Annotated in this window: 18 protein-coding genes; 10 read left to right on the forward strand and 8 right to left on the reverse strand. The window is 58.3% G+C overall.

Annotated features, from left to right (window positions below; translation table 11 throughout):
• Window positions 1–71: 71 nt before the first annotated feature.
• Window positions 72–1,793, forward strand: a complete 1,722-nt coding sequence (locus MWU55_RS00835; RefSeq protein ID WP_246933808.1) for an acyl-CoA dehydrogenase — start codon at window positions 72–74, stop codon at window positions 1,791–1,793.
• On the forward strand, window positions 1,787–2,821 hold the full coding sequence (locus MWU55_RS00840) for an MBL fold metallo-hydrolase (RefSeq protein WP_246934463.1): 1,035 nt from the start codon (window positions 1,787–1,789) through the stop codon (window positions 2,819–2,821). Before MWU55_RS00835 ends, MWU55_RS00840 begins: the two co-directional genes overlap by 7 nt.
• Window positions 2,822–2,900: 79 nt before the next feature.
• Here the strand turns inward: MWU55_RS00840 and MWU55_RS00845 are convergent, their stop codons facing one another.
• Window positions 2,901–3,851 (reverse strand): NAD(P)-dependent oxidoreductase, encoded by a 951-nt coding sequence (locus tag MWU55_RS00845; protein ID WP_246933809.1) that lies wholly within the window; start codon window positions 3,849–3,851, stop codon window positions 2,901–2,903.
• A gap of 163 nt (window positions 3,852–4,014) precedes the next feature.
• Between MWU55_RS00845 and MWU55_RS00850 the strand changes: the two genes are divergently transcribed.
• The 3 genes from MWU55_RS00850 (at window position 4,015) to MWU55_RS00860 (ending at window position 5,324) form a co-directional block, all read left to right on the forward strand.
• Window positions 4,015–4,461, forward strand: a complete 447-nt coding sequence (locus tag MWU55_RS00850; protein ID WP_246933810.1) for a DUF6173 family protein — start codon at window positions 4,015–4,017, stop codon at window positions 4,459–4,461.
• Between the two features lie 94 nt (window positions 4,462–4,555).
• Window positions 4,556–4,690, forward strand: coding sequence for an aa3-type cytochrome c oxidase subunit IV (locus MWU55_RS00855; RefSeq protein WP_246933811.1), 135 nt, complete (start codon window positions 4,556–4,558; stop codon window positions 4,688–4,690).
• 37 nt (window positions 4,691–4,727) lie between these two features.
• The gene (locus MWU55_RS00860; protein WP_246933812.1) at window positions 4,728–5,324 is read left to right on the forward strand and encodes a hypothetical protein; all 597 of its coding nucleotides are present in this window, start codon (window positions 4,728–4,730) and stop codon (window positions 5,322–5,324) included.
• A gap of 30 nt (window positions 5,325–5,354) precedes the next feature.
• Here the strand turns inward: MWU55_RS00860 and MWU55_RS00865 are convergent, their stop codons facing one another.
• Both MWU55_RS00865 and MWU55_RS00870 read right to left on the reverse strand, forming a co-directional pair.
• A complete protein-coding gene (locus MWU55_RS00865) occupies window positions 5,355–5,687 on the reverse strand; it encodes an AzlD domain-containing protein (protein WP_246933813.1) in 333 nt (110 codons plus the stop codon).
• Window positions 5,687–6,397 (reverse strand): AzlC family ABC transporter permease, encoded by a 711-nt coding sequence (locus MWU55_RS00870; RefSeq protein WP_246933814.1) that lies wholly within the window; start codon window positions 6,395–6,397, stop codon window positions 5,687–5,689. Before MWU55_RS00870 ends, MWU55_RS00865 begins: the two co-directional genes overlap by 1 nt.
• Before the next feature lie 47 nt (window positions 6,398–6,444).
• On the opposite strand from MWU55_RS00870, the gene MWU55_RS00875 reads away from it, so the two are divergent.
• The 3 genes from MWU55_RS00875 to MWU55_RS00885 are packed head-to-tail and all read left to right on the forward strand — an operon-like array spanning window position 6,445 to window position 9,709.
• Entirely contained in the window at window positions 6,445–7,335 is an 891-nt protein-coding gene (locus MWU55_RS00875; protein WP_246934464.1) for a formate dehydrogenase accessory sulfurtransferase FdhD, read from the forward strand.
• Window positions 7,332–7,952 (forward strand): molybdenum cofactor guanylyltransferase MobA, encoded by a 621-nt coding sequence (gene mobA, locus MWU55_RS00880; protein ID WP_246933815.1) that lies wholly within the window; start codon window positions 7,332–7,334, stop codon window positions 7,950–7,952. Before MWU55_RS00875 ends, mobA begins: the two co-directional genes overlap by 4 nt.
• Window positions 7,949–9,709: a bifunctional molybdopterin-guanine dinucleotide biosynthesis adaptor protein MobB/molybdopterin molybdotransferase MoeA gene (locus MWU55_RS00885; RefSeq protein ID WP_246933816.1), complete on the forward strand. Its 1,761-nt coding sequence runs from the start codon at window positions 7,949–7,951 to the stop codon at window positions 9,707–9,709. Before mobA ends, MWU55_RS00885 begins: the two co-directional genes overlap by 4 nt.
• Window positions 9,710–9,711: 2 nt before the next feature.
• Here MWU55_RS00885 and smpB read toward each other — a convergent pair whose 3' ends face one another.
• Window positions 9,712–10,188 carry an SsrA-binding protein SmpB gene (gene smpB, locus MWU55_RS00890; protein ID WP_246934466.1) on the reverse strand — a complete coding sequence of 159 codons (477 nt, stop codon included), beginning with the start codon at window positions 10,186–10,188 and terminating at the stop codon, window positions 9,712–9,714.
• Between the two features lie 93 nt (window positions 10,189–10,281).
• Window positions 10,282–11,157, reverse strand: coding sequence for a 4-hydroxy-tetrahydrodipicolinate synthase (dapA, locus tag MWU55_RS00895; protein ID WP_246933817.1), 876 nt, complete (start codon window positions 11,155–11,157; stop codon window positions 10,282–10,284).
• Window positions 11,158–11,302: 145 nt separating this feature from the next.
• On the opposite strand from dapA, the gene MWU55_RS00900 reads away from it, so the two are divergent.
• Window positions 11,303–13,264: a lytic transglycosylase domain-containing protein gene (locus tag MWU55_RS00900; RefSeq protein ID WP_246933818.1), complete on the forward strand. Its 1,962-nt coding sequence runs from the start codon at window positions 11,303–11,305 to the stop codon at window positions 13,262–13,264.
• On the opposite strand, the gene MWU55_RS00905 is transcribed toward MWU55_RS00900, so the two are convergent.
• Window positions 13,254–14,117, reverse strand: coding sequence for a DMT family transporter (locus MWU55_RS00905; RefSeq protein ID WP_246933819.1), 864 nt, complete (start codon window positions 14,115–14,117; stop codon window positions 13,254–13,256). The genes MWU55_RS00900 and MWU55_RS00905 overlap by 11 nt on opposite strands.
• Window positions 14,118–14,125: 8 nt before the next feature.
• On the reverse strand, window positions 14,126–14,815 hold the full coding sequence (gene mnmD / locus MWU55_RS00910; RefSeq protein ID WP_246933820.1) for a tRNA (5-methylaminomethyl-2-thiouridine)(34)-methyltransferase MnmD: 690 nt from the start codon (window positions 14,813–14,815) through the stop codon (window positions 14,126–14,128).
• Between the two features lie 55 nt (window positions 14,816–14,870).
• Here mnmD and MWU55_RS00915 point away from each other — a divergent pair, with 55 nt between their 5' ends.
• Entirely contained in the window at window positions 14,871–15,911 is a 1,041-nt protein-coding gene (locus MWU55_RS00915) for an FAD-dependent oxidoreductase (protein WP_246933821.1), read from the forward strand.
• Here the strand turns inward: MWU55_RS00915 and MWU55_RS00920 are convergent.
• Entirely contained in the window at window positions 15,908–16,720 is an 813-nt protein-coding gene (locus tag MWU55_RS00920) for an acyl dehydratase (RefSeq protein ID WP_246933822.1), read from the reverse strand. The two genes, MWU55_RS00915 and MWU55_RS00920, sit on opposite strands and share 4 nt — an antisense overlap.
• Window positions 16,721–16,729: the final 9 nt, after the last annotated feature.

The raw sequence follows: 16,729 nt of genomic DNA on the forward strand, positions 1-16,729 counted from the left end.
CTTACTGACCTTCGGTAAGGGATCATCATTGACCAGTTAACGGGCCAAAGCCCAGAAGCCAAGGATCGAACATGACCTACCGCGCAACAACCGAAGACTTCCAGTTCCTGTTCGACCATATCATCGGCTATGACGACCTTCCCAACACCGACCGCTTTTCCGAAGCCACAGGCGATGTTGCCATGGCTGTTTTGACCGAAGCGGGTAAGATGTGTGAAGACAAGCTGGCCCCATCGCACCGCGATGGCGATTTGACGCCAGCCGTTCTGGAAAACGGCATTGTGCGCACGTCGCCGGGTTTCGCAGACAGCTACGCCGCGATTGCCGAGGGTGGCTGGGTCGGCATGGCCGCAGACCCGGAATATGGCGGCATGGGCCTGCCGCTGACGCTGCAGACCGCCGTAAACGACATGATGTCGGCTGCAAATCTATCTTTGCAGCTTTGCCCGTTGATGAGCCAAGGCCAGATCGAAGCGCTGGAGCATCATGCCTCGGACGAGATCAAAGAACTCTATCTGCCCAAGCTGATTTCTGGCGAATGGGCGGGCACGATGAACCTGACCGAGGCGCAGGCCGGGTCCGATGTGGGCGCACTAACCTCGAAAGCCGAAGATAATGGCGACGGCACATATGCGGTGACTGGCCAGAAGATTTTCATCAGTTGGGGTGACAACGACATCACCGAAAATGTCTGCCATCTTGTGCTGGCCCGTCTGCCTGATGGCGCACCCGGCACGAAGGGCATCTCGCTCTTCCTTGTGCCCAAGCTGATCCCAGATGCGGACGGCAATCCGGGCGAAAAGAACGACCTGCGCGTTGTCAGCCTGGAACACAAAATGGGCCTACATGGCAGCCCGACGGCGGTAATGTCATTCGAAGGCGCAAAGGGCTGGATGATCGGCGAGCCACACAAGGGCATGGCCGCAATGTTTACCATGATGAACAACGCCCGTCTGGGTGTAGGAGTTCAAGGGCTGGGCGCTGGTGAGGGCGCGTATCAAAAAGCACTGACTTATGCGCTGGAGCGCAAGCAGGGCCGCACACCTCTGGGTGATAAGGGCACTGGCATGATCATCGATTTTGCCGATGTGCGCCGGATGCTGACCCAGATGCGCTGCGAGCTGTTCGCCACGCGCGCGATGTCCCTGTCGCTTGCGAAGGCGATCGACATGGCCACAGCGACTGGTGACGACGCCTGGAAAGCCCGCGCGGCACTTCTGACGCCCATCGTAAAAGCCTATGGGACTGAAACCGGTATTCTGGTCAGCCATCTGGGCGTGCAGGTCCATGGTGGCATGGGCTTCATCGAAGAAACAGGTGCCGCGCAATACTGCCGCGATGTGCGTGTGACCGCGATTTACGAGGGCACCAACGGCATTCAGGCCATGGACCTTGTAGGCCGCAAGATGATGGATGGGGGCGAGGCTGCTTTCCGCTTGTTGGAAGAAATCGAAACGCAAGCCGAAGGCGCGCGCGCCATGTTCCCCAACATGTCCGAAGCCGTCTGGTCCGCTGCAGAAGACCTGCGCGAAACCGTCGAATGGATGGCCGAACAGGACGACATGCAGGATCGCTTTGCTGGTGCCGTTCCCTTCTTGATGGGCTTTGCCCGCGTGCTGGGCGCGCATATGCACCTTAAATCGGCGATCGCAGAAGGTGGCAAAGGCCCCCGCACCGAGCTTGCGCGTTTCCACATTAACCGCCTGCTGCCGGAACACGTGGCGCAATTCGCTCAAGCTCGTGCAGGCGCCGCTGGCCTCTATGCGCTCAGCCCGGAAGATCTGGCATCGTGAGCGGCAAGCTGAACTTCCCCTTCGCGGACATCCCGGCCGAAGGGGAAGCCATCGAGGTCGCAAAAGGCGTGCTTTGGGCGCGCTTACCGCTGCCGATGGCGCTGGATCATGTGAACATCTTCGCGTTCGAAGATCCCGAGGGTTGGACCATCGTCGACACCGGGTTTGACACCGGCAAGACCCGCCGCATTTGGGAGAAACTGCTGGCAGGCCCCTTGGGTGGGAAACCTGTGGTGCGTGTCATCGTTACCCACCACCACCCCGACCATGTGGGGCTGGCGGGCTGGTTCCAGCGCGATCACGGCGCGGAACTTGTCACCACACGAACCGCGTGGCTCTTTGCCCGAATGCTGCTCTTGGACGAACAGATGGAGCCGGTGGACGAAACGCTGGCCTATTGGCGCGCAGCAGGGATGGATCGCGAGGTGTACGAGAAACGCCTAACGGATCGCCCCTTCAATTATGCCGACATCGTCGCGGACATGCCTCTCGGCTTCAAACGCATCAAAGAAGGTAGCCGCATTCACTTTGGTGGGCGCGATTGGGATGTCCGCATCGGCAATGGCCACGCGCCGGAACACGCGACGCTCTGGTCTACAGATGGAGAGTTGGTGATTGGTGGAGATCAACTCCTCGCCACAATCAGCCCCAACCTTGGCGTCTATGCGACCGAACCCGATGCAGACCCGGTGGGCGACTGGCTGGAAGCCAACGAGCGGCTGAAGCACTACGCCACACCCGGACAACTGGTCCTGCCCGGCCACAAGCTGCCGTTCACGGGCCTGCCCACGCGGATGCGTCAGTTGATAGACAACCACCACAGCGCGCTGCGGCGACTGGAAGAGTTCCTGTCAGAGCCGCATACCGCTGGCGAGTGCTTCCCGCCGCTGTTCAAACGCGAGATCAAAGGCGGTGAATACGGGCTGGCGCTGGTCGAAGCCGTGGGCCACCTAAATCACCTTCTGCACGAAGGCCGCGCCACCCGCACCAAACGCGAGGATGGCGCGTGGCTGTGGAAAGCCATCTGACCTCTACCCGCTTTTCCTTGTCAAAAATATCCTGGGGGAGCGTGAAACCCAGACGGGTTTCGCGCGGGGGCAAAGCCCCCTAGCCCCGCCCGCGCGGCACCACTTCGTATCCCGGCTCTTCGGGCTCATCATCCGTCATCTCGGCCGGAAAACCGGGGGCGGTGATGTCCAGCCCTGTCGCTTCTTCCAAACGGCGAATGATATCATCTGACTGCGCCCGCTCGCCAAAACGCGCGATCCCGTTTTTGAAGATTTCGATCATCAAGGGTGAGATTTCCAGCGGCACATTGGCCCTGTCCGCGATATCCTGAAACAGACCAATGTCCTTTTTCACAAGGTCCATGGTGAAAGAGATATCGCGCGATCCGTTCAGGATCACCTGACTTTCGGTCTCGTGCACAAAGGACGTGCCAGAGGATATCTTGATCGCCTCATAGGTGGTCGCGAGGTCCAGCCCAGCCGCTTTCATCGTGACCAGCGCCTCGCAACAGGTCAGCAGGTTCGCGGTCGCCAGATAGTTGGTCATCACCTTCAGAACCGAGGCCGAGCCGAGCTCACCGGTGTGCAAAACCCGGCGACCCAGCACAGTTAGAATCGGTAGCACCCGCTCGAACGTCGCCCGGTCACATCCTGCAAAGATCGAGATATTGCCCGTATCCGCCCGATGGCACCCACCTGAAACCGGACAATCCACTGCGGCCCCTCCACGCGCGATGACTTCAGCGCCCAGACGCTTTACTTCGGCTTCGTCGGTGGTCGACATCTCAAGCCAGATCTTGCCTTCACAGACCTCGTCCAGCATCTCGCTAACAACAGCATTGCAGGCGGCAGGCGACGGAAGGCAAGTGATCACCACATCACAGTCGCGCATCAGGGCTGCCGGGCTGTCTGCCGCTTTGGCCCCGCGTGACACGAACCCATCAACAAGATCCGGATCTAAATCCAGAACCGTCAGATCCTTGCCGTTGCGCAACAGGCTTCCCGCAAGTTTCCCACCGACATTTCCAAGCCCAACAAATCCGATCTTCATGCCAATCCTCCCTGACCTCCGAACAAGCTTTCAGCGGCGATGATGCCTTTCTGTCCTGAAACCGACATTTTCCAAGATTTGGTCAGATCATTAGATCGTGACGTGACGCCGGGACTTCCCTGTGCCACTCTTGGCGAAATGTAATTCGAGAAAACGGTGCCTTATGTCCGACGACACCCCAAAACCCAAAGCCCGCCAACCGCGCGCGCACACTATTGATTGCAGCGAATCCGGTCCGGTTGTGGTCGAGGATCAAGAGCTGCCTGCAAAGGTGGCTGAAACTCCGGTCGAGCAGAAAAGCCCCGCACAGTGGGCCTATGAACGTCTGATTCTCTATATCAAGAACTTCGAAGAACAGCTGGACAATGAACACGAGGTCGCCATGGGCTTTGCTGGCGGCGATGCGGGCGTCTTGCGGATCGAAGGGATCGGTTTTTTTGACCCCGACATCATCACCTATTACGGGTCAGACGGGGAAGGTACAAAAACCCAACTGGTACAGCATGTAAGCCAGCTGTCCGTCATGCTGCGTGCCCTTCCGAAACAGATTGAAAGTGCACAGCCAAATCGCATCGGTTTCCGATTGGCGGCTCAGCTAGAAGAAGAATAGGAACAGGCGCGTCATATAGGAAATCCGGGCCGTGACAGAGGCCCGGAAATCCGCTAATTGAGGCAAAACGCTAATTCAGAACAGGATTCACAAAATGGCTGAACACGTACATGGCACCATGGATACGAGCTCTCAGGAAAAAACCTACGCGGGCTTCATGAACGTGACCAAATGGTCCGTCATCGTCATTCTGGCCGTACTGGTCTTCTTGGCGATCGTCGGCGCTTAAGCCAGCACGCTTACAGTTTATTAGGTTCGAGGGTCTTATGGTACGATTGCTTGCCGTGCTGTCGTTGATTGTTGCGCTTGCCGGTTGCGGTGGCGCGGACAATATCTGGGCCAGTGATCAGGCGGTGACAAAAGCCGCCTATCGGCATGACGGCCCTCCGACTATCACGCTGTTTACAGTTATCTCCAAGGCCTCTGGCTCAGGGGCGCATTCGGCGCTTTTGATCAATGGATCACAAAGGGTCATCTTTGACCCGGCCGGTACGTTTAATCACCCAAATCTGCCCGAGCGTCATGACGTCCATTACGGCATGACGGACCGCGCTGTGGATTTCTACATCGATTACCACGCTCGGGTGACCTATGACGTGATCCGGCAGGATATTGTGGTGACTCCGCAAGTTGCCGAAATGGCCAAACGTGCGGCCGAGCAATATGGCGCAGTCCCCAAGGCGCATTGCGGTCAATCCGTCAGCGCGATTTTGCGAAGCCTTCCCGGGTTCAACTCAATTCCGCAAACGTATTATCCGAAAAAGATCATGGACGCTTTTGGGCAACTACCCGGTGTACGTAGCCAAAGCTTCAGCGACAACGATCCGCATAAAGACAATGAAATCAGAACGCGCGGCATCTGATCCGCGCGTTTCCTGATCTTTCGCTTCGAATTATCCCAACAAAAACAGAAGCCCATAAAGCGTGGCGGCACCTGATAGGATCGCCGCCAGCACGTTTTTGCTGAAATAACCCACAGCCAGTGTCACAAGCGCCGCCGCCAAGCGCGCGGGATCCGGGTTGCCCCCCGTTGCCGCAGGCCAAAGCATCAGCGGGGCCACCAAACCGGGCAGAACCGCCACGGGCGTATATCGCAGATGGCGCAGCACCCATTCGGGCATTTGCCGATCTCCGATCAGACCCAAAAAGCTGAAACGGATCAGGAAGCTTCCAATCGCCATCGCGAAAATGACGAACCAAACGGTGGTGTGGTTCAGCTCTTCCATCACGCGGCCCTCCGTTCCATGTAAAGCTCGACCTGTGCTCCGACGATCATTGCACCCAAGGCTGCAACCAACAGCCCAGTTCCGTAGGGCATCCATGCCATGACCAGCGCAAGAACAACGGACGTCACCGCCGAGGCCACATGCGCAAACGTCCGCAAGGCAGGGGCGATCATGGCTAGAAAGGTAATTGGCAGCGCGAAATCCAACGCAAGCTCTGGCGGCACCTGCGCACCAGCGACCGCGCCAAGATAGCTGGCACCATACCAAAACGGCGCAAGCGGTGCGACGGTTCCCAGATAGTACCCTACCCGCTCGGACACAGTCAGATCTCGCTCCATCTCGAATTTGATTTGCGACAGGGCATAGGCCTGATCCACCATCAAATAAGCCACAAGCGCGCGTTTCCAAATCGGAGCGCTTCCCAGATAGGGCGTCAAAGAAGCGCTGTACATCGCCATACGCAAATTTACCGCCAACGCGGTTAAAATTACGATCACCGTTGGCGCATTCTCAGTCATCATCTGAACAGCTGTGAACTGCGCAGCCCCAGCAATCACAAGTACCGAAAAGCCCATAACCTCGGCCACATTCAGGCCTGCTTCGGTCGCTACCACGCCGAAAAGCGCGGCAAAGGGGACAATTACCAGCAGAAAAGGAAGCGCATCACGCGTTCCACGCAGGAAATGTCGTTTCGGGTTGGACGTTGTCATGATGAAATCCTAGATTGCCTCTAACGCTTAAGGTGTCCGCACAGGAGTTGCAATTGGCCACGGAACACGATCTGTCAGAGTATTTAATTGCACCGGATCCCGGGGCGGCACGGCTTACGCGAGCCGTGGCAGGACATGATGAAACCGGCGCGCCCGTGACCATCAACGTGGTCGAAGAGCGTCCTTTGACGATATTCCTGAACCGGCGCGAGATTGTGACCGCCATGACCATTGGCGACTACCCGGAATTTCTGGCGCTTGGATTTCTACGCAATCAGGGCATGCTGTCAGAAGCTGACGAAATCACCGGCGTGGATTATGACGAAGACATCGACACGGTCGTAGTGCGCACGGCGACCGAAACCAATTACGAGGATAAACTGGCGCGCAAAACGCGTACCTCCGGGTGCGCGGTTGGCACGGTGTTTGGCGATATGATGGAGGGGCTTGATGGTCTGACCCTGCCCGCCGCGCCGATTAAAACATCCTGGCTCTATGCCCTATCGCAGAAAATCAATCGCACCCCGTCGCTTTATCTAGAAGCAGGTGCCATCCACGGCACAGTGCTGTGTCAAGGCAATCGGCCGTTGGTTTATATGGAGGATGTTGGGCGTCACAATGCAGTCGACAAGGTTGCGGGTTGGATGCTGGATCAAGGTGTCTCGGGCGACGACAAGATCCTTTACACCACGGGGCGATTGACCTCGGAAATGGTGATCAAAACCGCGCAGATGGGCATTCCTGTGTTGGTGTCGCGCTCTGGCTTCACGGCATGGGGCGTTGAGATTGCACAGGATATTGGCCTGACCCTGATCGGACGGATGCGCGGCCAGCGTTTTACGTGTCTATCGGGCGAAGACCGGCTTATCCGTGACGTGGACCCTGCCCACATGGCGCGGGAAGACGGCAAGCACCGCCGGAAAGGCGCCGCGAAATGACCCGGCCAGTAGGCATCATCCTTGCCGGTGGGCAAGCCACACGCATGGGCGGCGGCGACAAAGGACGACTTCCTTTGGGCGATGGCACGCTTCTAACCCATGTGATTGATCGGCTCGCCCCACAAGTCGGCGCGATGGCTTTGAACGCCAATGGTGATCCAACCCGATTTATGGACACTGGTCTGCCCGTTTTGTCCGATAGTATCGAGGGGTTCGCAGGACCATTGGCAGGTGTTCTGACAGGGCTTGATTGGGCGGCAGAAATCGGCGCGACTCATGTCATCTCTGCCGCCGCTGACACGCCGTTCTTTCCGCGCGATCTGGTTGATCGTCTGATGATCGCAGCCCAGCGTGATGGCGTTGACATTGCTTTGGCTGCCACGCTCGATCCACAACGGGGTGCAATGCGACAGCCCACTTTCGGGCTGTGGCCGGTTGGCCTGCGCGATGATCTGCGCGAGGCGTTGGAGGGCGGATTGCGCAAGGTGGTTTTGTGGACTGACAAGCATGGCGCCGCGGTCGCAAGTTTCCCGCCCACTCCGTTCGACCCATTCTTCAACGTGAACACACCCGACGACCTTGCGCATGCACAAACCTTGCTGGAGACCGCCCCATGAAAATCTTCGGCGTCACAGGTTGGAAGAACAGCGGCAAGACCGGGTTGATGGAGCGCCTTGTGGCGCATTTTACAGTGCAGGGGCTGAGGGTTTCGACGCTTAAGCACACCCATCACGGCGTGGACTTGGAAAAACCCGGCACTGACACCCATCGGCACCGCGTCGCGGGCGCGCAAGAGGTTGTGCTGGTGTCTTCTGCGCGAATTGCCACCCTGCACGAATTGCGTGACGATCCCGAACCCCGATTGGCCGAGCTGATCCGGGGCCTTAAACCCTGTGACCTTGTGCTGGTTGAAGGGTTCAAAGGTGCCCCGCATCCTAAGATCGAAGCCCACCGCGCAGCGACCGGCGAAGCGCTTTTAGCCCCCGCCAACGAAACGATCCGTGCTGTGGCCAGCGACGAGGCTTTGCCCGATCTGGACCTGCCGCTTTTCGATCTGGATGACACGGCGTCCATCGCAAGTTTCATCGCAGAAACAACCGGCATTGCCCCTCGCAAATCCAGCGGATTGAAAAACGACTGCTTTGCCTTGCCGCCCGGTGTGCATTGGACTCCGGTGGACGAGGCGTTGAACACGCTGAAATCCCGTCTCTCGCCCGTCGTCGAAACCGAAGCAGTACCCACCGCGCAATCTCGCGGTCGCATCCTAGCATCGGAACACGTGGCCGCGCGGTCGAATCCACCCGGTGCAAACTCTGCCGTGGACGGTTACGCTTTTGCTTATGCAGATCTGCCGAAGGGTGACGTGATTGAGCTGCCTTTGATGACGGAACGCGCGGCCGCGGGCGATCCGTTCTCTGGTGCAGTTGCAAAGGGCCACGCCATCCGCATCCTGACCGGCGCGCTGCTGCCCCAAGGTGTAGACACGGTGGTCTTGCAAGAAGATGTACAAGTCGACGGTCAAACGCTGCGTTTCCCGGCAGGCGTAAAACCCGGCGCCAATGCACGCGCGGCGGGCGAGGATGTGGAGGCGGGCAAGCTTGCGCTATCCGCTAGCCATAAAATGCGCGCCCCGGATGTGGGGCTTCTGTCAGCGTTGGGTCTGCCTGAAGCGCAAGTCTTCAAACGCTTGCGCGTGGGCGTGTTGTCCACGGGTGATGAGCTGGCAGAACCGGGCAGCACGCTGGACCCTGCTCGCACCTATGACGCCAACCGCCCGATGCTATTGTCACTGGCCGAGGGCTGGGGATACACGCCAGTCAACCTTGGTCACGTTGCCGATGACCGCGACGCGCTGCGCGCGGCTTTCGATGCAGCCGCCACCAAAGCTGATGTGATCCTGACCTCTGGCGGGGCTTCTGCGGGTGACGAAGACCATGTCTCGGCGCTTTTGAAAGAAACCGGATCGCTACATCATTGGCGCATTGCCATCAAACCGGGCCGCCCGCTGGCATTGGCCCAATGGAATGGCACGCCGGTCTTCGGCCTGCCCGGCAACCCGGTCGCGGCCCTTGTCACCACATTGATCTTTGCACGACCAGCATTCTCGGTTCTGGCAGGGGGGGCTTGGTTGGGGACCGACGCAATCAGCCTGCCAGCTGCTTTCAAGAAATCGAAAAAAGCAGGTCGCCGTGAATACCTGCGCGCACGTGTAAACAAGGACGGTCAGGTGGATGCGTTCAAGTCAGAAGGCTCTGGCCGTATCTCGGGCCTAAGCTGGGCCACTGGCCTTGTGGAGCTTCCTGACGCGGCAATGGACATCACGCCAGGCACACCCGTTCGCTTCCTACCCTACGCAAGTTTTGGGATCACCTAAACTCAGTCGCCGTGACGCATTAAACGCTGCTTCTGACGGCCCCAATCACGCTTGGCTTCGGTCGCGCGTTTGTCATGGGCTTTCTTACCCTTGGCAATGCCGACTTTCACTTTCACCAAACCCTTGTGATTGAAATAGATGACCAACGGCACAAGGGTCATACCCTTGCGGCTGGTTGCATTCCACATCTTGGAAATCTCGCGCTTTGACGCCAGAAGCTTGCGCTTGCGCCGCTCCAGATGCCCCCAAGTGATGGCCTGTTTATAAGGTGCGATATAGCTGTTGGTCAGATAAAGCTCGCCATCTTCTACGGCCACATAGCTTTCGGCAATGTTCGCGCCGCCCTGACGCAGAGATTTCACCTCGGACCCCATCAAGACGATACCGCATTCGATATCTTCCTCGATCGCGTAGTCATACCGCGCACGCCGATTGTCGGCGATCACTTTGTAGTTGGGATCTTCTTTCGTCTTAGCCATGGCCCGGATGTAGGACGTGCGCCCCGAACTGTCCAGACCAACCCCCAAAAAGAGAAAGGGCCGCGACATTGCACGGCCCCTTTTAACTTTGGATCAGTTGATCAAACCGGCGTGACGCATGGCGGCGTCGATGGCGGATTTGGTCTCGTCCGTGATCTCGGTCAGTGGGCTCCGGACTTCGGTGCTGCAGCGGCCCAGTTTAGACAGGCCATATTTGGCACCACACAAACCAGGCTCCATGAAGATCGCCTGATGCAAAGGCATCAGCTTATCCGCAATCTCAAGCGCTTTTGCGAAGTCACCTGACAGCGTGGCAGCCTGCAAGTCCGCACATAGGCGCGGGGCCACATTCGCAGTGACTGAGATACAGCCAACACCACCCTGCGCGTTGAACCCATGCGCTGTCGCGTCTTCGCCCGAAAGCTGCACGAAATCCGCACCGCAGGTCATGCGCTGAAAACTGACGCGCGCCAGATCGCCGGTCGCGTCTTTAACGCCCACGATGTTTTTGTGCTTGGCCAAAGCTCCCATTGTTTCAGGTGTCATATCGACAACCGAGCGGCCCGGGATGTTGTAAATCACGATGGGCAGATCAACTGCGTTGGCCAATGTCTCGTAATGGGCAACCAAACCGCGCTGGGTCGGCTTGTTGTAGTAAGGTGTCACCACCAAACCAGCTGCGGCCCCTACACGCTTGGCGTGCTCCATAAAGCGCAGCGATTCGGCAGTGTTGTTCGACCCGGCACCGGCAATCACCGGCACGCGGCCAGCCGCAGCTTCGACCACCGCTTCGATCACGGCCTCATGTTCTTCATGGGTCAAAGTCGGGCTTTCCCCGGTTGTACCCACAGGTACCAAACCTGATGAGCCTTCTTCGATCTGCCACTCTACAAGGTGTTTGAGCGCGTCGAAATCCACTGCACCGTTCTTGAACGGCGTAACCAGGGCAGGAAGAGATCCTTTAAACATGACACGCTCCATTTTGTCTGTGTTTCCAGTTATGTCTGCGAACGGACGCTGAATCGCCCTGCAAACGCGGCGGAAACTAGCCGGGTTCATCACAAATGCCAAGTTTGTGTGTTGCGTGTTAGCGCCACAAAGATAGGTTTTGCATATGAACAGGATCATTTCGCGCTTTACGCCAGCCCTTTTGTTGGCTGTTTTCATCAGCTTGCCCACGTTTTCGGGGGCGCTCGCGCAGGACTCGGCTGCGGTTTCGGCGTTTCAGTCCGCCATTAAATCTGCACGTGCAGATGAATGGGGCACGGCCACTGCCCAAGCGCGCAATGGCGGGGCGTTGGCTTCTGACATTGTCGAATGGCATCGTTTGCGCGAAGCGAAGGGCAGTTTTGCAGATACGCGCGCTTTTTTGGAACGCCATCCTGACTGGCCGGGATTGAAACTTCTGCGCAAACGGTCCGAAAAGTCGATCCCGCACAATCACACGCCATCCGAAGTGCTGGAATTCTTTAAAAACCAACCTCCGCAAACCGGCCGTGGCGCGTTGCGGTTGGCTGAGGCTCTAAAGGCCACTGGTCAGACGGAAGAGGCACGGGCACAGATCATTCTGGCCTGGGTGTCCATGTCCTTAGATCAGGACGAGCACGATGCGTTCTTGTCCCGTTATGGCGACACGCTGAAATCCCACCATTGGGACCGCGCAGATATGCTGTTGTGGCAAGGCTCCACCAAAGAAGCGACACGCCTGTTACCGTCGTTGTCTACTGGCCAACAAGCTTTGGCCAAGGCGCGTATCGGATTGCGGCGCAAACAAAATGGCGTGGATGCGTTGATCAAAGCTATTCCGGCCAGCCTTGCTGATGATCCGGGGCTTGCCTATGAACGCTTCCTGTGGCGCGCATCCAAAGGGCGCAATCAGGACGCCGCGGATTTGCTGCTTGAACGATCTAAATCAGCTCAGTCTTTGGGCGAGCCTGATCGCTGGGGAAGCTGGCGTCGTGTGTTGGCACGCTGGTCGATGCGCGAGGGGAAATCCAAACAGGCTTATCGTCTTGCGGCGTTGCATCACATTCCGGACGGTTCCAGCCGGAATGATTTGGAATGGTTGGCTGGCTATCTGGCGCTGCGAAAGCTGAACGATCCCGCGACCGCCAGCACCCATTTCCAAGCCTTCCAACAGGGGGTCGAGACCCCAATCAGTCTGGGTCGCGCCGGGTATTGGAACGGACGCGCTTATGAGGCGCAAGGCGACCAAGTCAGCGCTCAGGCAGCCTATGAGTTCGGAGCCGAATACCAGACAAGTTTCTATGGGCTTCTCGCGGCCGAAAAGGCTGGCGTCCCAATGGACCCGCGCTTGACCGGATCCGAGCCTTTCCCCGACCACAAACAAGCAAGGTTTTGGGGAGGATCGGTCATGGAAGCCGCCCGCCTGTTGCAGGCGGCTGGCGAACTCTACTGGGCCGAGCGGTTCTCGGTCCATTTGGCCGAAAGCCTCGCGCGCGAGGAACTTGGGCAGCTTGGCAAATGGGCTGAAAGCGTGAACGAACCTCATCTTCAGGTCATGATCGCGAAACAGGCCGCGCGTCAGGGCCACACGATTGCCCGTTCATATTACCCAACACCAGACATCGGACGTGGCAATCGCACAGTTCCCCGTGCGCTTGAGCTGGCCATTGCACGCCGCGAAAGCGAATTTGATCCATCTGTGGTCTCGGGTGCGGGTGCGCGTGGGCTGATGCAATTGATGCCCGGCACGGCGTCTGACATGGCAAAGCGTCTCGACATGCCCTACTCCAAAGCGCGTCTGACCGCAGATCCGGCCTATAACACGCGGCTGGGGTCTGAATATCTGGCCAAATTGATTGAAGACTTCAATGGTAATCCTGTGCTGATATCCGTGGGCTACAACGCGGGTCCCGGCAGGTCACGCAGTTGGACCGAGAGGTTTGGCAATGTACGCTCGTCGTCTGTCGACATCATCGATTGGATCGAACACATCCCGTTTCGCGAAACACGCAACTACGTGATGCGTGTGACCGAAAGCTTGCCTGTCTATCGCGCGCGGCTGACCGGGAAGACCGAACCTTTGCGCCTGCTGAAAGAGCTTAAGAAGTAGAGCGGCGGCTGCGGATCAAAGTAAAGATGCCTGCCGACACGACGATCACAGCACCGATCACAACATTGGTGTGCAAAGCCTCACCAAAGACCAAGACGCCGATGAAGCTGACGAACACCAATTGTAGATAGGCAAAGGGCTGTACGGTGCTGGCCTCGGCAAATTCGTAGCATTTTATCAGCAGCCAATGGCCCAACACGCCCGTGCAACACAGAAGCGCCAACCACGCCCAGTCGCCCTGCGACATCGGCTGCCAGAACCAGATGCCAATTGCCGTCATCACAACCGCGCCCATGATACCGGTCCAGAAAAAGCTCGTTTGTGTGCTGTCGGTTTTTGCCGCTAGTCGCGTCATCAACCCGTAAACCGCGAACATACCTGCGCCAAGAAGTGGGATCACGGCGTAAGGTGAAAACACCCCCGATCCCGGTTGCAAAATGACCAATATGCCGATGAAGCCAATCCCGATGGCGGCCCAACGACGCCAGCCCACATGTTCGCCAAGTACCGGGCCGGATAAGGCTGCGACCATCAAGGGGTAGATCGCAAAGATCGCGTGGCTTTCGACCAATCCCAGCAGTGTGAATGACAGGACCGTGACGCAGATCTCCAGCGCTAAAAGCGCACCACGAGTGATTTGCAACCACGGGCGCGCAGGACGCAAAGCTTGAGACAGTCCACCGTTTCGGCGGGTCAGCCACAGGACAAACGCCGCAAAGAACCAATAGCGGATCATAACGACCATCCAGACGTTGTATTCCCCACCCAAATGGCGTGAAATCCCGTCCTGCATCGCAAAGACGAACGTGGTGGCCACCATCAGCCAGATGCCGATTTGATTGTTGCGCTCCATTGCGTCCTCTAGGGCCGCAATGTGCCACGGCTCATATGCCGCTTGCGCCCGTATCCGGGAACACGTTCCACGTCGAACCCCGCCGCGTCTAGGGCGCGACGGACAAAACCTGCAGCGGTATATGTCGCAAACGTGCCATTAGGCGCAGTGTGGATGCCAACTTCGTTCATCAGATCCTCGCCCCACAGTTCAGGATTCTTGGCGGGCGAGAAACCGTCTAGGAACCATGCGTCTGCCTTACCGTCCCACGCGGCAAGGGTTTCGCGAGCGTCGCCGTCGATCACCTCGACCGTGAACCCATCCATATCGAACCGGAATTCACCCTGTTCCCACGCGGCCAGGAAGGGGCCTGCAACAGCATGGGCCTCGGGGAAGGCTTGCAGAGCACGGTCAATGTCGGCGGCCTCCATCGGGAAGGCCTCGAACGAGGTGAACCCAGCCCCATCAGGCGACCCAGCCGCACGCCACGCGATGAACGCGGCCAGCATGTTTAGGCCGGTACCAAACCCTAGCTCTGCAATCTGAAATCCAGGGCGGAACCGGGTCGCCAGATCGTTGCCAACAATGAACACATGCCGCGTCTCGGCCAAACCGTCTTCGAGCGAGAAATACGGGTCGTCAAAACGCTCGGCCACCGGCACGCCGCTGTCTTTCCACGTGATGCTCGCCGTGGTCGTCGTTGTCTGGCGCTTTGTCATGATCTGCCCTAGAACGCTGATGAAACCCGCGCGACCATGAAGAAGGAACGGCCCAATGGCAATCGCTGATGTGACAGTTTACGGCGCGGGAATTTTTGGCCTGTCGGTCGCATGGAGCTGCGCAAAGCGCGGCGCAAAGGTACGGGTGATAGATCCAAACGGACCGGATGCTGGATCATCCGGAGGCCTTGTCGGCGCACTGGCCCCGCATGTGCCGGAACGCTGGAACGCCAAGAAAGCCTTTCAGTTCCACAGCCTGATCATGGCGGAAACCTATTGGGCCGAGGTCGAGGCCGTGTCGGGAAAATCCCCCGGCTATGCGCGGTCGGGTCGGTTGCAGCCCATCGCGGACGAACGCCTGTTGGACCTTGCCAAGACCCGTGCGGTCGAGGCTGAAACCCTGTGGCAAGGCAAGGCCGTGTGGCAGGTGCGTCCGGCCTCGGACTTCCCGGATTGGGCGCCAATCAGCCCGACAGGTTTCCTGATCTACGACACGCTGACCGCCCGAATGAGCCCCCGCCGCGCCGGGGCCACTCTTATTGCCGCGATCCAAACAAAGGGTGGCGAAATCGTGACTGAAGGCCAGTCTGAGGGCACCGAGGTCTGGGCGACAGGTTGGCAGGGTATGCTGTCCTTATCTGAAGAACTGGGCAAACCCGTTGGCAACGGCGTGAAGGGCCAAAGCGCGCTTTTGGACTATGACGCACGCGATATGCCGCAGCTTTTTGCAGACGCCATACATATCATCCCGCACGCAGATGGCACGGTGGCCATCGGGTCCACCAGCGAGCGGGAGTTTGACGATCCCACAAGCTGTGACGAGGCGCTCGAAGACGTAATCTCCCGCGCCCGAACAGCGTGCCCCGCTTTGAAAGACGCGCCCGTGATCGAACGCTGGGCCGGGGTGCGTCCACGCGCCAAATCCCGCGCGCCGATGCTGGGCGAATACCCCGGCCGCCCCGGTTCCTTCATCGCCAATGGTGGCTTCAAAATCGGCTTCGGCATGGGCCCGCGCGTGGGCGAGTTGATGGCTGATCTAGTGTTGGATGGGCAGGACGCGATCCCAGAAGATTTCCGGGTCGAAGCCAGTCTTTAGACTTCGGCACGGCGCGCAGTCGCCTCCATACAAAGCCGCCCATCATGTCTACACACCCACAGCGAATGACCTTTCCTGCACAGTATCGCAGCTTCCGAGTGCAAAACCGGCGAAATGGCGCGGAAAGTGAATTCCGACAAGGGGCCAAGCTCTCGCGTTGCTTTAAGCATCAGCAGTTGCGCCAACAGCGGACCATGCACAACAAGGCCATCATAGCCTTCAACATCCCGGCAATAATCCAGATCGTAGTGGATGCGATGCCCGTTGAACGTAAGAGCTGAGTAGCGGAACAGAAGCGTCGAGTTAATTTCCCAAACTTCGCGGTTTTCCTCGTCGCCAGGGGCCTGAACGGGAACTGGTACAGGCGCATTTGGATCCGGGTCTTCACGATAGACAAGGTCCTGATGCTCGGTCACTGCAAGCTTCCCGGACTGCCAAATTTCATGACGCAAAGTCACGAAACCCAATGGACCCGTGCGGCCCGTTTTATACGCTGTTGCCTCGACGAAGCTGCGCTTTTCTGCGGCTTTCCCTAGAAGTAGCGGCGAGGTGAAAGACAGTCTTCCCCCCGCCCACATCCGCCGTGGCAAGCCCATGTCAGGGATCAACCCACCAACTTTTGGATGACCATCACGGCCAATGTTGGCTGGCGGCTGTGCATCCCAGAAATAGAGCTGGTGAAAGAACGGCGGCAAAGGATCGCCGGCCTTTGGGGTCTCTGCCTTGCCCAGAGCGACAAGAAATGCCGAAGCGCGGGCGGGATCCAACTGGTCGGTGACGATGTATGGGTCGTGTGTTATGTCCTGCATATCCAAACC

This window comes from Aliiroseovarius sp. F20344, assembly GCF_023016155.1.
Classification (GTDB): Bacteria; Pseudomonadota; Alphaproteobacteria; order Rhodobacterales; family Rhodobacteraceae; genus Aliiroseovarius.

Bases quoted from the DNA above. Each gene is read 5' to 3' on its own strand.
- MWU55_RS00835 (WP_246933808.1), top strand. From the start codon at position 72: ATGACCTACCGCGCAACAACCGAAGACTTCCAGTTCCTGTTCGACCAT.
- MWU55_RS00845 (WP_246933809.1), bottom strand. From the start codon at position 3,851: ATGAAGATCGGATTTGTTGGGCTTGGAAATGTCGGTGGGAAACTTGCG.
- MWU55_RS00850 (WP_246933810.1), top strand. From the start codon at position 4,015: ATGTCCGACGACACCCCAAAACCCAAAGCCCGCCAACCGCGCGCGCAC.
- MWU55_RS00855 (WP_246933811.1), top strand. From the start codon at position 4,556: ATGGCTGAACACGTACATGGCACCATGGATACGAGCTCTCAGGAAAAA.
- MWU55_RS00860 (WP_246933812.1), top strand. From the start codon at position 4,728: ATGGTACGATTGCTTGCCGTGCTGTCGTTGATTGTTGCGCTTGCCGGT.
- MWU55_RS00865 (WP_246933813.1), bottom strand. From the start codon at position 5,687: ATGGAAGAGCTGAACCACACCACCGTTTGGTTCGTCATTTTCGCGATG.
- MWU55_RS00870 (WP_246933814.1), bottom strand. From the start codon at position 6,397: ATGACAACGTCCAACCCGAAACGACATTTCCTGCGTGGAACGCGTGAT.
- mobA (WP_246933815.1), top strand. From the start codon at position 7,332: ATGACCCGGCCAGTAGGCATCATCCTTGCCGGTGGGCAAGCCACACGC.
- MWU55_RS00885 (WP_246933816.1), top strand. From the start codon at position 7,949: ATGAAAATCTTCGGCGTCACAGGTTGGAAGAACAGCGGCAAGACCGGG.
- smpB (WP_246934466.1), bottom strand. From the start codon at position 10,188: ATGGCTAAGACGAAAGAAGATCCCAACTACAAAGTGATCGCCGACAAT.
- dapA (WP_246933817.1), bottom strand. From the start codon at position 11,157: ATGTTTAAAGGATCTCTTCCTGCCCTGGTTACGCCGTTCAAGAACGGT.
- MWU55_RS00900 (WP_246933818.1), top strand. From the start codon at position 11,303: ATGAACAGGATCATTTCGCGCTTTACGCCAGCCCTTTTGTTGGCTGTT.
- MWU55_RS00905 (WP_246933819.1), bottom strand. From the start codon at position 14,117: ATGGAGCGCAACAATCAAATCGGCATCTGGCTGATGGTGGCCACCACG.
- mnmD (WP_246933820.1), bottom strand. From the start codon at position 14,815: ATGACAAAGCGCCAGACAACGACGACCACGGCGAGCATCACGTGGAAA.
- MWU55_RS00915 (WP_246933821.1), top strand. From the start codon at position 14,871: ATGGCAATCGCTGATGTGACAGTTTACGGCGCGGGAATTTTTGGCCTG.
- MWU55_RS00920 (WP_246933822.1), bottom strand. From the start codon at position 16,720: ATGCAGGACATAACACACGACCCATACATCGTCACCGACCAGTTGGAT.